We start from the raw sequence: 13,708 nt of genomic DNA, 5'->3' as shown, positions 1-13,708 counted from the left end.
GCTCGGTGCCGTTTCGGAGCCGGTGGCGCTACTTGGCGCCGAGTCCGGCGTCCGCCACGGGGCCCTGGCCCTTGGCCGCGAGCACCTTGTCGAGCAGGGTGAGGTCGTAGATGCCGTTCAGGTTGGGCTTCTTGAGCAGCCCGGCGGTGACGGCGTGGTCGGCCTCGGCCTGGAGGGTGTTCGCCAGCGGGTCGTCGAGGAAGTCGATGTCGGCCCAGGCCGGGTCGAGGATGGCCGGCTCCAGCGCGTTGCCGGCCTCCTTCTTGATCGCGTCGTTGGCGTCGGCCTTGGCCTTGTCCGGGTTGGCCTTGATGAAGGCGTTGGTGTTCACCGAGCCGCGCAGCACGGCCTCCACCACGTCCGGGTGCTCCTTGAGGAACTTCTGCGAGACGATGATGTTGGTGATCACGAACTTCTTGTCCGGCCAGACGTCCTTCTCGTTGAGCAGGACCTTCGCGCCGAGGGTGACCAGCTTGGAGGCGGTGGGCTCGGGCACCCAGGCGCCGTCGATGGAGCCCTGCCGGTAGGCGTCGGGGGTGACCTTGTTGTCGGTGCGCACCACCGAGACGTCGCCGGCGCCGGACGCCGCGTCGACCTTGAAGCCCTTGCCGGCCAGGTAGTTGAGCAGCGCCACGTCCTGGGTGTTGCCCAGCTGCGGGGTGGCGATCTTCTTGCCCCTGAGGTCGTCCAGCGAGGAGATCTTGTCCGGGTTGACCACCAGCTTGACCCCGCCGGAGGCCGAGCCGCCGATGATCTTCAGGGACTGGCCGTCGGACTTGGTGTAGCCGTTGATCGCGGGGGAGGGGCCGATCCAGCCGATGTCGATGGAGCCGGCGTTGAGCGCCTCGATCTCGGACGGGCCCGCGTTGAAGACCTGGGTCTTGATCTGGGTGGCGCCCAACTCCTTCTGGAACAGCCCCTCCTGGAGGCCGACCAGGGCGGTGCCGTGGGTCAGGTTCGCGAAGTACCCGATCCTCACGGTGTCCGCGGACAGCTTCGCGCCGGAGGCGCCGGCCGAACTGGCGGCGGAGTCGGCGCCCGCCTTCTTGTCGTCCGCCTTGGAGCCGTAGCTGCACGCGGACAGCAGGGTCACGGCGGTCAGGCCGGCCACCGCGGCCACCGCGGAGCGTCTGATCCGGCCGGCGTCGGGGCGGGCACGGGTATGCGAGAGGGCCGGGTTCGGTGCCATGGTGAAGTCCTGTTCATCGACGGACCGTCAGGAGGCGGTCTCGGGGACGTGGCGGTCGCCCGTCGGGGCGGCCGGGGGTCGCAACTCAGCGCTGTCGGCCCGCACATCGGGTCAGGCCGCCCTGGCCGCTGCCGAGGACGCCGCTGCCGATGCGGCCGCCTTCCTTGTCCATGTCCGAGAACGCCTCGCTGGGCATCAGACCCAGTCCTCCTCAGCGGGTTCGGTGGCGCGTACGGTCGCGAAGGCCTCGCCCGCCATGCCGGCGGTGAGGGTGGTGCCGTCGGCCGGGTCGATCAGCAGGAACGAGCCGGTGCGGCGGTTGTCGGAGTAGGCGTCGAGTGCCAGCGGCTCGGCGGTGCGCAGCACCACGTGGCCGAGGTCGTTGACGTTCAACCCCTCGGCGCCGGAGCGCTGTTCGAGGGTGTCGCCCGCCTTGGTCGGCAGAGCGATGCGGTAGGTGATGTCCTTGACCAGCGCGCGCACGGTGCGGGTGGTGTGCTTGAGCAGGACCTTGTCGCCGGCGCGCAGCGGGCGCTCGTAGAGGTGGCTGACGGTGGCCTCGATGTCCCTGGTGGGCGCGGGGATCACGCCGGCCGCGATCAGGTCGCCGCGGGAGACGTCGAGGTCGTCGGCGAGCCGGACGGTGACCGACTGGGGTGCCCAGGCGAGGTCCGTCTCGCGGCCGAGCGCGTCGATCCCGGCGACGGTGGTGGTGTGGCCCGAGGGCAGTACCGTCACCGGGTCGCCGACCCGCAGCACGCCGGAGGCCAACTGCCCGGCGTAGCCGCGGTAGTCGGGGTGCTCCTCGCTCTGCGGGCGGATCACGTACTGGACCGGGAAGCGGGCCGGCTCGGCGCCCGGGTCGCTGCCGACCGGGACGGTCTCCAGGTGCTCCAGCAGGGTCGGGCCGCCGTACCAGTCCATGTGCGCGGACGGCTCGACGACGTTGTCCCCGGCGAGGGCGGAGATCGGCACGGCCACCACGTCGCCCACGCCGAGCGAGGCGGCGTAGGCGGTGAACTCCTCGGCGATGGCGGCGAAGACGGGCTCGGCGTAGTCGACCAGGTCCATCTTGTTGACGGCCAGCACCACGTGCGGCACCCGCAGCAGCGCGGCGACGGCGGCGTGCCGGCGGGTCTGCTCGACGACGCCGTTGCGGGCGTCGACCAGTACCACGGCCAGTTCGGCGGTGGAGGCGCCGGTCACCATGTTGCGGGTGTACTGCACGTGCCCGGGGGTGTCGGCGAGGATGAACCGCCGCCGGGGGGTGGCGAAGTAGCGGTAGGCCACGTCGATGGTGATGCCCTGCTCGCGCTCGGCGCGCAGGCCGTCGGTGAGCAGCGCGAGGTCGGGCGCTTCCTGGCCGCGGCCCAGCGAGACGCGTTCGACGGCCTCCAACTGGTCGGCGAGCACGGACTTGGAGTCGTGCAGCAGGCGGCCGACCAGGGTGGACTTGCCGTCGTCGACGGATCCGGCGGTGGCGAAGCGCAGCAGCGACGTGGCGGTTGCTTCCTGGGTGGTGCTGGTCATCGTTAGAAGTACCCCTCGCGCTTGCGGTCTTCCATCGCGGCCTCGGACAGCTTGTCGTCGGCCCGCGTCGCGCCGCGCTCGGTGAGGCGGCTGGCGGCGATCTCGGCGATCACGGCCTGGATGTCGGTGGCGTCCGAGTCGACGGCGCCGGTGCAGGACATGTCGCCGACGGTGCGGTAGCGGATCAGCCGCCGCTCGACGGGCTCGTTCTCCTTGGGGCCGCCCCACTCACCGGCGGTCAGCCACATGCCGCCGCGGGAGAAGACGTCCCGCTCGTGGGCGTAGTAGATCTCCGGGAGGTCGATGCCCTCGCGCTCGATGTACTGCCAGACGTCCAGCTCGGTCCAGTTGGACAGCGGGAAGACGCGCACGTGCTCGCCGACGGCGTGCCGGCCGTTGTACAGCGACCACAGCTCGGGGCGCTGGCGGCGCGGGTCCCAGGCGCCGAACTCGTCGCGCAGGGAGAACACCCGCTCCTTGGCGCGGGCCTTCTCCTCGTCGCGGCGCCCGCCGCCGAACACCGCGTCGAAGCGGTTCGTCTCGATGGCGTCGAGCAGCGGGACGGTCTGCAGCGGGTTGCGGGTGCCGTCCGGGCGCTCGCGCAGCCGGCCGTCGTCGATGAAGTCCTGGACGTGGGCGACGTGCAGGCGCAGGCCGTGCTCGGCCACGACGCGGTCGCGGTAGGCGATCACCTCGGGGAAGTTGTGGCCGGTGTCGACGTGTAGCAGCGAGAACGGCACGGCGGCCGGGTGGAAGGCCTTGAGTGCCAGGTGCAGCATGACGATGGAGTCCTTGCCGCCCGAGAAGAGGATCACCGGGCGCTCGAACTCCCCCGCGACCTCGCGGAAGACGTGCACCGACTCGGCCTCCAGCACGTCCAGGTGGGACAGCGCGAAAGGGCCCCTGGCCGGCTGGTTCTGGGCGTCGGCGGTGCGGACCGGGCCGTCGGTCGCGGTGGTCATGCGAGACCCCTCTCGGTCAGGAAGGCGTGCAGCTCGGCGGCGGACTCGGCGACCGCGCGGCCCTGCGTCTGGATCCGCAGCTCCGGCTTCTCCGGCGCCTCGTACGGGTCGTCCACGCCGGTGAGGCCGGCCAGCTCCCCGGCGGCCTGCTTGGCGTACAGGCCCTTGACGTCGCGTTCGGCGCACAGCTCGACCGGGGTGGCGACGTGGACCTCCAGGAACTCGGTGCCGGCCGCCGCGTGCCGCTCGCGCACCGCGGCGCGCGAGTCGGCGAACGGGGCGATCACCGGGGCGAGCACCTTGACGCCGTGGGCGGCGAGCTTCTCGGCGACGAAGCCGATCCGGGTCACGTTGGTGTGCCGGTCCTCGCGGGTGAAGCCGAGGCCCTTGGAGAGGAACTCGCGGATCTCGTCGCCGTCCAGGACCTCGACCCGGTGGCCCTCGGCGCGCAGCCGTCCGGCCAGCGCGAAGGCGAGCGTGGTCTTGCCCGCGCTCGGCAGCCCGGTCAGCCACACGGTGGCGCCGCGCTCGCAGGGGGCGGCCGCGGGGGCCGCCTCCGCGGCTCCGTCGGCGGCCCGGGTGTGAGCTGTCACAGTCTCAAGTCCTTCGTCGGTAGTGGGGGGTGGGTCAGAGGTGGATGCCGCACTCGGTCTTGCCGGAGCCGGACCAGCGCCCGGCCCGGGCGTCCTCGCCCTCGGCGGGCTTGCGGGTGCAGGACAGCGGCGAGCAGCCGATCGAGGTGTAGCCCTCCCACAGCAGCGGGTTGAGCAGCACCCCGTGGGCGGTGACGTAGGCGTCCACGTCCTCCTGCGTCCACCGGGCGATCGGGGCGATCTTGACCTTGCGGCGCCGGGCGTCCCAGGACACCACCGGGGTGTCCGCCCGGCTCGGGGACTCGTCGCGGCGCAGCCCGGTCGCCCAGGCGTCGTAGCCGCCGAGGCCGCGGTTGAGCGGCTCGACCTTGCGCAGCGAGCAGCACAGGTCCGGGTCGCGGTCGTGCAGGTGCGGCCCGTGCTCGGCGTCCTGCTCGGCCACGGTGCGCAGCGGCCTGAGGGTGATGACGTTGACCGGCATGGTCGCGGCCACCGCGTCCCGGGTGCCGATGGTCTCCGGGAAGTGGTAGCCGGTGTCCAGGAACACCACGTCCACGCCGGGGAACACCGAGGAGGCGAGGTGGGCGACGACCGCGTCCTCCATCGAGGAGGTGACGCAGAAGCGGCGGCCGAAGGTGTCGGCGGCCCAGGCCAGGATCTCCTGGGGCGTCGCCTCCTCCAGCTCGCGGCCGGCCCGGACGGCTATCTCCTCGTGGTCAGTCTTCGCGCTGGTCACCGGACGAACCCCCGTCGTTCGCAGTCGAGTTGGCCGAAGTCGTGGCGGCCGAAGCCGAGTTGGCCGCGGTCGAGGCGGTCGAGGCGGTCGAGGCGGTCGAGTTGGCCGCGGTCGAGGCGGTCGAGGCGGTCGGGGACAGCAGGCCGAGGAACTTCAGCTGGAAGGCGCGGCGGCACCCGTGGCACTCCCAGGCGCCGTGCCCGGCCTCGGAGGGGCGCAGGTCCTCGTCCCCGCAGTACGGGCAGAAGAACGGCGCGGCACGCTCACTCACGACAGCTGCTCCTCGCCGGCCCGGGCCGCCCACTGGGCGAAGCGCTCGCCCTCGGTGCGGTCGGCCTGGTAGCGGGTCAGGACGCGCTCGACGTAGTCGGGCAGGTCGTCCTTGGTGACCTTGAGGCCGCGGACCTTGCGGCCGAACCCGGCCTCCAGGCCGAGCGCGCCGCCCAGGTGCACCTGGTAGCCCTCGACCTGCTCGCCGTTGCCGTCCGGGACGAGCTGGCCCTTGAGGCCGATGTCGGCGACCTGGATGCGGGCGCAGGCGTTCGGGCAGCCGTTGATGTTGATGGTCAGCGGTTCGGCGAAGTCCGGCAGGCGCTTCTCCAGCTCGTCGATGAGCGTGCGGCCGCGCTCCTTGGTCTCGACGATGGCGAGCTTGCAGTACTCGATGCCGGTGCACGCCATGGTGCCGCGGCGGAACGGCGACGGGGTGACCCGCAGGTCCAGCGCTTCCAGGCCGGCCACCACCGAGTCGACCTGGTCCTCGGCGATGTCGAGGACCAGCATCTTCTGTTCGGCGGTGGTGCGCAGCCGGTCGCTGCCGTGCGCGGCGGCGAGGTCGGCGATCTGGCCGAGCAGCCGGCCGTCGACCCGGCCGACGCGCGGCGCGAAGCCGATGTAGTACCGGCCGTCCTTCTGCCGGTGGACGCCGACGTGGTCGCGCCAGCGGCCGCTGGGCTCCTGCGGCGCGGGGCCGTCGACCAGCCGGTACGCGAGGTACTCGTCCTCCAGCACCTGGCGGAACTTCTCCACGCCCCAGTCGGCGACCAGGAACTTCAGCCGGGCGCGGTTGCGCAGCCGGCGGTAGCCGTAGTCGCGGAAGATGCCGATGACGCCGCCGTAGACGTCGGCCACCTCGTCCAGCGGGACCCAGGCGCCCAGGCGCACGCCCAGCTTGGGGTTGGTGGACAGCCCGCCGCCGACCCACAGGTCGAAGCCGGGGCCGTGCTCGGGGTGGACCACGCCGACGAAGGCGATGTCGTTGATCTCGTGCGCGACGTCCAGCAGCGGGGAACCGGAGACGGCGGACTTGAACTTGCGCGGCAGGTTGGAGAAGTCCTTGTTGCCGATGAAGCGCCGCTGGATCTCCTCGATGGCGGGGGTGCCGTCGATGATCTCGTCCTCGGCGATGCCGGCCACCGGGGAGCCGAGGATGACGCGCGGGGTGTCGCCGCAGGCCTCGGTGGTGGACAGGCCGACGGCCTCCAGCTTCTGCCAGATCGCCGGGACGTCCTCGATCCGGATCCAGTGGTACTGGACGTTCTGGCGGTCGGTCAGGTCGGCGGTGTTGCGGGCGTACTGCTCGGAGACCTCGGCGATCGCCTTCAGCTGGGCGACGGTCAGCCGGCCGCCGTCGACCCGCACGCGCAGCATGAAGTACTCGGCGTCGAGCTCGTGCGGCTCCAGGATCGCGGTCCTGCCGCCGTCGATGCCCTCCTTGCGCTGGGTGTACAGGCCCCACCAGCGCATCCGGCCGCGCAGGTCGGCGGGGTCGATCGAGTCGAAGCCCCGGTGGGCGTAGATCGTCTCAATACGTGTCCGTACGTTGAGACCGTCGTCGTCCTTCTTGAACTGCTCGTTGGCGTTCAGGGGGGTGAAGTGGCCCATGCCCCACTGGCCCTCGCCGCGGTGACGGGTCACCTTGCGAGGCGCGGCGGGGCGGCGCGCGGCGGCGCGGTCGGCCGTGGGCTCGGCGGTCTCGGGGGTGGTGGCCATGGTGAAGTCCTTCGGGGCAGATGGCTCTGACGCCGGGTGGGTCGCTGGGGGTGCGTGGCGGTGCGGTGCTGCTGTGACCTGCGGGTATTCCCAGGGCCGGGGAGAGCAGTGACCGTGGCCGGCCGGGCGCCCGCGCGTCCGCTCCAGCGGGGACTGCGAGGTGGGTGGCGCCGGGTGCGGTGGTGCGGCGGGGTGGGCTCAGATCGCCGGACAGATGGCGCTGGACACGCGAAGGAGATCGACGTGGAGTCGACCAACTAGGGTGGTTCCGGCGCTCGGCATGGCAAGAGATTGGCACGGCGCGGGACTCGCGGTCCACTAACATCCGGATGGCGGACGCTGAGGTTTCGACATGTGAGACTGCCGGGGATCCCCGCCGCTCCCCGCCCCGACGTCCGTCCACGCGCCCGTACCCCGGGGGAGATCAACCGCGCGGCCCCGGCCCGATACCGTTAGACCCGTGCAAGCAGCAGGCGAGACGAGCAGACCGAACCCCGAACGGCCCTCCCGGCGCCGGGGCAAGGGCTCCCGACGCGCGGCCAAACAGGCCGCCTGGCGCCGCACGGCGTGGGAGCTGGTCAAGGACACCACCAACACCTGCGTCGAGTACCGGGTCACCGGACTCGCCGCGGAGGCGGCCTTCTTCACCCTGCTGTCGATCCCACCGCTGCTCCTCGGCCTGGCCGGCACCCTCGGCTACCTCGACGAGTTCCTCGGCGCCGGCACCATCGACCGGCTCAAGCACGACATCGTCTCGGCCTCCGGGACGGTCCTGTCGGACTCGTCCGTCAAGGAGGTCGTGGTGCCGCTGCTGGACCAGGTCTTCGCCCACTCCCGGCCCGACCTCGTCTCGATCGGCTTCCTGCTGTCGCTGTGGTCCGGCTCCAGAGCGCTCTACATCTTCATCGACACCATCACCGTCATGTACGGGCTCGACGGCAAGCGAGGCATCGTCAAGACCCGGCTGATGTCCCTCGGCCTCTACTTCGGCGCCCTCGTCATCAGCTCCCTGGTGCTGCCGCTGCTGATGGCCGGACCCGGACTCATCGAGAACGCCGTGCCCGGCGTCGCCGGACTGGTCGGCGCCGCCTACTGGCCGGTCGCCATCGTGCTGCTGATCGTCTCCCTCACCACCCTCTACCACCTGGCCGTCCCCGTCTCCACCCCCTGGCGCGAGGACGTCCCCGGCGCCCTGGTCGCCCTCGTGGTGCTGGTCGTCTGCAGCGTCGCCCTGCGGATCTACCTGGTCAGCTCGGTCGAGGTCCCCTCGGTGTACGGCTCGCTGGCCGCGCCGGTGGCCGTACTGCTGTGGATCTTCGTGGTCGCCCTGGCCGTCCTCATCGGCGCCGCCATGAACGCCGCCATAGACCGCCGCTGGCCCACCCTGGAGACCGCCGACGCCCGCGCCGAGAACGAGCGCGCCCAGGAGGAGGCCGCCGCCGCCGTGGTCCGCGAGGTCGCCGCCCGGCGCGCCGCCGAACGGGCCCGGCGCGCCCGCGAACTCGGCCTCGCCGAAGGCGCCGAGGAGGAGTGGGGCGAGGAGGACGGCGACGACGTCGACGTCCCCTCCGAGTACCCGGAGCGCTGGGCCGACGTCCTGGCCGCCGACAACGTCCGCGGCCGCCTCACCGCCCGCGGCGGGCCCCACCACCGGCCCGGTCCGCCCCCGCCGGACAGCGACCGGCCGTCCGGGCCGCCGCCGGAGCGGCGGGCGCCCGACTACCCGCCCCGGCCGCCGTGGGAGCGGCAGTAGGGGCAGGGTTCCGGCACCACGACGAACGGCACAGGGCCTCCCCCGCGGGATGCGGGGGAGGCCCTGTGCCGTTCGTCGTCTCCTGACGTCCGTTCGTCGTCTCCTGGTGCCGGTTCGCCGGTTCGCCGTCGCCCGTTGCCCAGAGGGCGGCCCGGGGCCCGGCGGTGGGTCAGGCGGTGGGTCAGGCGGTGGGTCAGGCGGTCGCCGGGTTCGGCGGGAAGGGGGACGGCGGGGCCGGGTGGTACCCGTACGGGGACTGCTCGGCCGGAGGGTGCGGGGCGGCCGGGTTGACCTCGGTCCGGTCCGGATCCGGATCCGGGCCCGGGGCGGCCGGGCGTGGGAGCGTCAGCTCCGGGGCCGTCGGGTTCGGGCCGCTCGGCGCGGTCGGGTTCGGGTTCGGATCCATCGCGGCCGGACCACCCGGGGCCGCCGACCGACCCGCCGGCCCGGCCTGCGCCGGGAGCGGATCGGGGCTCGGCGGCGCCGGCTCCAGCGCCGTGCGCCCGGCCGAGTCGCTCAGCTTGATCAGCAGCGCCACGATCAGCCAGTTCGCCAGCAGCGACGAGCCGCCCGCCGCCAGGAACGGCAGCGCCTTGCCGGTCAGCGGCACCAGCCCGCTCACCCCGCCGACCACCACGAACACCTGCAGCGCCAGCGCCGTCGACAGTCCCGTCGCCAGCAGCTTGCCGAACGGGTCGGTCAACCCGACCGCCGTCCGCAGCCCGCGCTGGACCAGCAGCAGGTACACCAGCAGCACCGCCGTCACCCCGGCCAGGCCCAGCTCCTCGCCGATCGTGGTGAAGACGAAGTCGCTGCGCCCGGCGAAGCCGATCAGCCACGGCCGCCCCGAGCCCAGGCCCGTCCCGGTCAGGTGCCCGGTGCCCAGGCTGAACAGCGCCTCGGCGGGCTGGTCGGAGATGATCGCCGGGTCGTGGTGCTCCTTGTAGATGTCGAGCGGGTGCAGCCAGGCCTCGACGCGCCCGTGCACGTGCGGCTCCACGGTGCCGACCACGGCCGCGCCGCCGACCGCCATCAGCAGGCCGAGCACCACCCAGCTGGTGCGCTCGGTCGCCGCGTACAGCATCACGACGAAGACGCCGAAGAAGATCAGCGAGGTGCCGAGGTCGCGCTCGAAGACCAGCACCAGCAGGCTGACCACCCAGATCGCCAGCACCGGGCCGACGTGCCGCCCGCGCGGCAGGGTCATCCCCCAGATCTTCCGGCCGGCCAGTGCGAGCGCGTCCCGGGAGGCCATCAGGTAGCCGGCGAAGAAGATCGTGATCGCGACCTTCACGAACTCGTCCGGCTCGAAGGAGAGCCCGAACAGGCGGATCCAGCGCTTGGCGCCGAAGTCCTCCGCCCGGCCCGGGAAGAACGCGGGCGCCGCCAGCAGGATCAGCGCCCCCGTCATCAGCAGGTACACGTACCGCTGGAAGAACCTGTGGTGCTTGATCAGCACGATCAGCGCGATCGCCACCGCGACCGAGATGAACACCCACATCAGCTGCGAGGGCGCGGCCGGGAGCTTCTGGTAGTCGCCCTTCCTCGCGTGCGCCGCCGCGTAGGAGATGTCCAGCCGGTCCAGCAGCATCAGCCCGAAGCCGGTCAGGAAGACGCCCAGCGGCAGGATCAGCGGATCCGCGTACGGGGCGAACCGCCGCACCGCCAGGTGCGCCGCCCCGGCCAGGCCGCCCAGCGCCAGGCCGTGGACCAGCAGCCCGGGCGGCATCTTGCCGGTCAGCGCCAGATCGGCGTCGACGTGCCCCGCCAGACAGACGGCCACCGCGAGCGCCAGCAGGCCCAGCTCGATGTTGCGGTGGCGCGCCGCCAGCCGGCGGCCCTCGCCGCGTGCAGTGCTTTGCACCCTTGTCGTCCCCTTGTCATCACCCGCGTGGCCGGTATCGCCGACGGTGCATCCTGCCAGACGAACACGCCCCTGCGCCGGTTGCGGTCCGGGGGCCGTCGAGGCCTGAACTTTGCCTGGGCAAAGCTTTTTCCGGGCTCGGTAAAGCTTTGTTCAGGTGCAGGTATAGAGGCGGGCCCCGGGCGCGGCGGGCCCCGGCCGGGAGGCCATCATGGCCGGGCGCCGCGGTCCGGTCCGCGGCGTCCGACGGACCGCCGGACGGCGCGGGCGGCGGCAGGGCGCGAACGAGGTGGGCGGACGGATGGACGGCGCGGTGCGAATGCTCGCCTACAGCGGACCGCCGCCCTGGCAGTGGTCCGACCTGGCCACCTCGTGGACGGCCGAACCGCTCGTGCTCGCCCTCTCCGTGCTGCTCGGCGGCTGGTACCTGGCCGCGGTGCGCACGGTCCACCGGGCGGGCGGCGAGCGCTGGCAGCCGTCCCGCACCGCCGCCTTCCTGGGCGGGCTGCTGCTGTGGATCTGGTGCACCTGCTCCGGCCTCGGCGTGTACGAGCGGATCCTGTTCACCGACCGGGCCGTCCAGGTCGTGCTGCTGCTGATGCTCGTCCCGCTGCTGCTCGCCCTCGGTGCGCCGGTCTCGCTGCTGGTCGCGGCCGCGCCGCCGGCCCGGCGCGAGCGCATCCTGTGGGCGCTGCGCAGCCGGCCGTCCAAGGTGCTGATGTTCCCGGCCGTCTCCACCGCGCTGCTGATGGCCCCGCCGTGGCTGCTCTACTTCACGCCCTGGTACGAGGAGTCGGTGTCCAGCGCGTTCGGGAACGTGCTGCTGCACCTGGCGCTGGTGCTGCTCGGGCTGGCGTACTTCTGGCCGCGGCTGCAGATCGACCCGGTCGGGCGCGAGTACCCGCACCTGGTCGGGCTGTTCATCACCTTCGCCGAGGTGATCTTCGACGCGGGGCTCGGGCTGGTGCTGATCTACGGCGGCCACCTGGTCGCCGAGCACTACTACGTGGCGCTCGGGCGGCCGTGGGGGCCGAGCCTGGCGCAGGACCAGACCTGGGGCGGCAACATGCTCTGGGTGCTGGGCGACCTGGTCGGGCTGCCGTTCCTGGCCGCGCTGGTGCGGCGGATGGTGGTGCAGGGGCGGGAGGAGATCAAGGCGGTGGACGCCGAACTCGACGCCCGTTTCGAGGAGGCCGCGGCGCGGGCGCAGGCGGCGGGGCTGCCGGCCGAGGAGGAGGCCGGGATGCGGCCCTGGTGGCTGGACGACCCGAACCTCAAGCACCGGTACGGCGGGTAGTCGGCTCCGGAGGGTAGCCGGCTCCGGCGGGTTCCTGAGCGAGGGCCCGCACTTCTGTAGGTCCAATGCTGGCCCCTTGTGGATCCCTTCACCGCGTTTCCGCAGGTCAAAAATCAGTTGGCCCCGCCACCCCGACCCGCTAGCGTTTCTCCCGTCCAGATCGGGGGCCTTCACGGCCGCCCGAGGAGTAGAGAGCAGGAGGTGAACCCCGTGGTCGTTGTCGCCCCGATAGCTGCCTTGGGCAGTACTCGCGTTCACCTCCTCTTCCCGGCCGCCGGCTGACCCTTTCCGCGCCAGCCGCAGCCCGCCGGGATCATCTCCTCCCGAAGGGCCCACCGCGTTGTTCAACGCTGCCTCCACTTCGTCGTCCCCCTCCACCTCTGGCTCCCTCTCTGACGAACTGCCGCTGTCCGGCTACGGCTGGACGCCCGAGCTCGCCGAACTCTTCACCCCGCTCGCCGAGGCCGGGCTGATTCCGGCCCGGATCGTCCGGGTCGACCGCGGCCAGTGCGACGCCGTGCTCGCCGATCCGGAGACGGGCGAGCCGCGCACCGTCCGGCTCGACACCCGCCCGGTCGGCGACGCCGACATGATCAACTGCCCGTGCACCGGCGACTGGGCCGCCGTGGACCTCCACGCCCAGCCGATGGCCGCCGTCACCGCACTGCTGCCCCGCTCGACCGCGATCATCCGCAAGGTGGCCGGCAAGCGCTCCGACGGCCAGGTGCTCGCCGCCAACGTCGACACCGTCCTGATCGCCGCCTCGCTCGCCGCCGATCCGGACCTCGGCCGGATAGAGCGCTTCCTCGCCCTGGCCTGGGAGTCCGGCGCCGACCCCCTGGTCGTCCTCACCAAGGCCGACCTGGTGGACGACGCCGAGTTCATCCGCGCCGACGTCGAGGCGGTCGCGCCCGGTGTCACCGTGCTCGTGGTCAGCGCCGGGACGGGCGAGGGCATGGACGTGCTGCGCGCCTGCGCGCCCGGCACCACGGCCGTGATCGGCCAGTCCGGCGTCGGCAAGTCCACGCTCACCAATGCGCTCGCCGGCGTCACGGCGATGGCCGTCCAGGAGGCCCGATCGGTCGACCAGAAGGGCCGCCACACCACGACCACCCGTGAACTGATCCCGCTGCCCGGCGGGGGCGTGCTCATCGACACCCCCGGGCTGCGCGAGGTAGGCCTCTACGGTGGCGAGGGCGTGGACCTGGCCTTCGCCGACATCGCCGGACTGGCCGAGGACTGCCGCTTCCATGACTGCGGCCACCACACCGAGCCCGGCTGCGCGGTGCAGGCGGCGCTCGCCGACGGCACCCTGCCGCAGCGCCGGATGGACAGCTACCTCAAGCTCCAGCGCGAGAACGAGTGGATCGCCTCCCGCTCGGACGCCCGACTGGCCTCGGCCCGGGCGAAGAAGTGGAAGTCGCTCTCCAAGTCGATGCGCGCCGCGGGAGGCCCCGTGAAGCGCTGACCAGGAAAGCCGACCAGGAAAGCCGACCAGGAAATCAGGAGGCCGCGGCCGGCCTCCGCCCGGGCCACCCGGCTCGGCGGAGGCCGGGCGGGCCGGCAGCCGGAAGTGCTTCAGGGCCACCGCGGTGGCGTCGTCCACGGTGAAACCCGGGTCACCGAGGGCGGCGAGCGGCCCTGGCCGGCGGCCAGACCGCGAGCAACGCGCGCGTGCGCCGAGCGCTGCGGCGCGGTCTTCCCCCGGCGTGGACCCGGGGCGGGCTCGCCGGTGCGGGTCTCCCGGTGTGGGGCCCAGCGCGGGTCTCCCGGTGTGGGGCCCAGCGCGGGT

The 13,708-nt window shown here is 72.6% G+C and carries 12 protein-coding genes; 3 read left to right on the top strand and 9 right to left on the bottom strand.

Annotated elements, in window-relative coordinates:
• Positions 1–28 precede the first annotated feature (28 nt).
• The 8 genes from AB0O82_RS16340 to AB0O82_RS16305 all read right to left on the bottom strand — a co-directional run bounded on the left by AB0O82_RS16340 (position 29) and on the right by AB0O82_RS16305 (position 7,284).
• Positions 29–1,189 carry an aliphatic sulfonate ABC transporter substrate-binding protein gene (locus tag AB0O82_RS16340; RefSeq protein WP_363584122.1) on the bottom strand — a complete coding sequence of 387 codons (1,161 nt, stop codon included), beginning with the start codon at positions 1,187–1,189 and terminating at the stop codon, positions 29–31.
• Positions 1,190–1,384: 195 nt separating this feature from the next.
• On the bottom strand, positions 1,385–2,719 hold the full coding sequence (locus tag AB0O82_RS16335) for a GTP-binding protein (protein WP_363584120.1): 1,335 nt from the start codon (positions 2,717–2,719) through the stop codon (positions 1,385–1,387).
• A 2-nt stretch (positions 2,720–2,721) separates the two neighbouring features.
• A complete protein-coding gene (cysD, locus tag AB0O82_RS16330; protein ID WP_363584118.1) occupies positions 2,722–3,681 on the bottom strand; it encodes a sulfate adenylyltransferase subunit CysD in 960 nt (319 codons plus the stop codon).
• Complete coding sequence (gene cysC, locus AB0O82_RS16325) at positions 3,678–4,274, bottom strand: adenylyl-sulfate kinase (protein WP_363584117.1); 597 nt, start codon at positions 4,272–4,274, stop codon at positions 3,678–3,680. The genes cysD and cysC overlap by 4 nt, the downstream gene beginning before the upstream one ends.
• 34 nt (positions 4,275–4,308) lie before the next feature.
• The gene (locus AB0O82_RS16320) at positions 4,309–5,010 is read right to left on the bottom strand and encodes a phosphoadenylyl-sulfate reductase (RefSeq protein ID WP_363584115.1); all 702 of its coding nucleotides are present in this window, start codon (positions 5,008–5,010) and stop codon (positions 4,309–4,311) included.
• Positions 4,991–5,281, bottom strand: coding sequence for a hypothetical protein (locus AB0O82_RS16315; RefSeq protein ID WP_363584212.1), 291 nt, complete (start codon positions 5,279–5,281; stop codon positions 4,991–4,993). Before AB0O82_RS16315 ends, AB0O82_RS16320 begins: the two co-directional genes overlap by 20 nt.
• Positions 5,278–7,002, bottom strand: a complete 1,725-nt coding sequence (locus tag AB0O82_RS16310) for a nitrite/sulfite reductase (RefSeq protein ID WP_363584113.1) — start codon at positions 7,000–7,002, stop codon at positions 5,278–5,280. Before AB0O82_RS16310 ends, AB0O82_RS16315 begins: the two co-directional genes overlap by 4 nt.
• Before the next feature lie 198 nt (positions 7,003–7,200).
• A complete protein-coding gene (locus AB0O82_RS16305) occupies positions 7,201–7,284 on the bottom strand; it encodes a putative leader peptide (protein ID WP_347878562.1) in 84 nt (27 codons plus the stop codon).
• 178 nt (positions 7,285–7,462) lie between these two features.
• Between AB0O82_RS16305 and AB0O82_RS16300 the strand changes: the two genes are divergently transcribed.
• Positions 7,463–8,755 carry a YihY/virulence factor BrkB family protein gene (locus AB0O82_RS16300; RefSeq protein WP_363584111.1) on the top strand — a complete coding sequence of 431 codons (1,293 nt, stop codon included), beginning with the start codon at positions 7,463–7,465 and terminating at the stop codon, positions 8,753–8,755.
• A gap of 193 nt (positions 8,756–8,948) precedes the next feature.
• On the opposite strand, the gene AB0O82_RS16295 is transcribed toward AB0O82_RS16300, so the two are convergent.
• Positions 8,949–10,619: an FtsW/RodA/SpoVE family cell cycle protein gene (locus AB0O82_RS16295; protein WP_363584109.1), complete on the bottom strand. Its 1,671-nt coding sequence runs from the start codon at positions 10,617–10,619 to the stop codon at positions 8,949–8,951.
• 211 nt (positions 10,620–10,830) lie between these two features.
• On the opposite strand from AB0O82_RS16295, the gene AB0O82_RS16290 reads away from it, so the two are divergent.
• Positions 10,831–11,916, top strand: a complete 1,086-nt coding sequence (locus AB0O82_RS16290) for a cytochrome c oxidase assembly protein (protein WP_363584107.1) — start codon at positions 10,831–10,833, stop codon at positions 11,914–11,916.
• Between the two features lie 340 nt (positions 11,917–12,256).
• Positions 12,257–13,384 (top strand): ribosome small subunit-dependent GTPase A, encoded by a 1,128-nt coding sequence (gene rsgA / locus AB0O82_RS16285; RefSeq protein WP_363584105.1) that lies wholly within the window; start codon positions 12,257–12,259, stop codon positions 13,382–13,384.
• The last annotated feature ends 324 nt before the right edge of the window (positions 13,385–13,708 follow it).

Origin of the sequence: Kitasatospora sp. NPDC088264 (assembly GCF_040685715.1) — a bacterium.
Taxonomy (GTDB): domain Bacteria; phylum Actinomycetota; class Actinomycetes; order Streptomycetales; family Streptomycetaceae; genus Kitasatospora.
Note: the sequence above shows the minus strand (reverse complement) of the source record. Positions and strands in the feature narration are given on the sequence as shown.

Bases quoted from the DNA above. Each gene is read 5' to 3' on its own strand.
- AB0O82_RS16340 (WP_363584122.1), bottom strand. From the start codon at position 1,189: ATGGCACCGAACCCGGCCCTCTCGCATACCCGTGCCCGCCCCGACGCC.
- AB0O82_RS16335 (WP_363584120.1), bottom strand. From the start codon at position 2,719: ATGACCAGCACCACCCAGGAAGCAACCGCCACGTCGCTGCTGCGCTTC.
- cysD (WP_363584118.1), bottom strand. From the start codon at position 3,681: ATGACCACCGCGACCGACGGCCCGGTCCGCACCGCCGACGCCCAGAAC.
- AB0O82_RS16310 (WP_363584113.1), bottom strand. From the start codon at position 7,002: ATGGCCACCACCCCCGAGACCGCCGAGCCCACGGCCGACCGCGCCGCC.
- AB0O82_RS16305 (WP_347878562.1), bottom strand. From the start codon at position 7,284: ATGCCGAGCGCCGGAACCACCCTAGTTGGTCGACTCCACGTCGATCTC.
- AB0O82_RS16290 (WP_363584107.1), top strand. From the start codon at position 10,831: ATGGCCGGGCGCCGCGGTCCGGTCCGCGGCGTCCGACGGACCGCCGGA.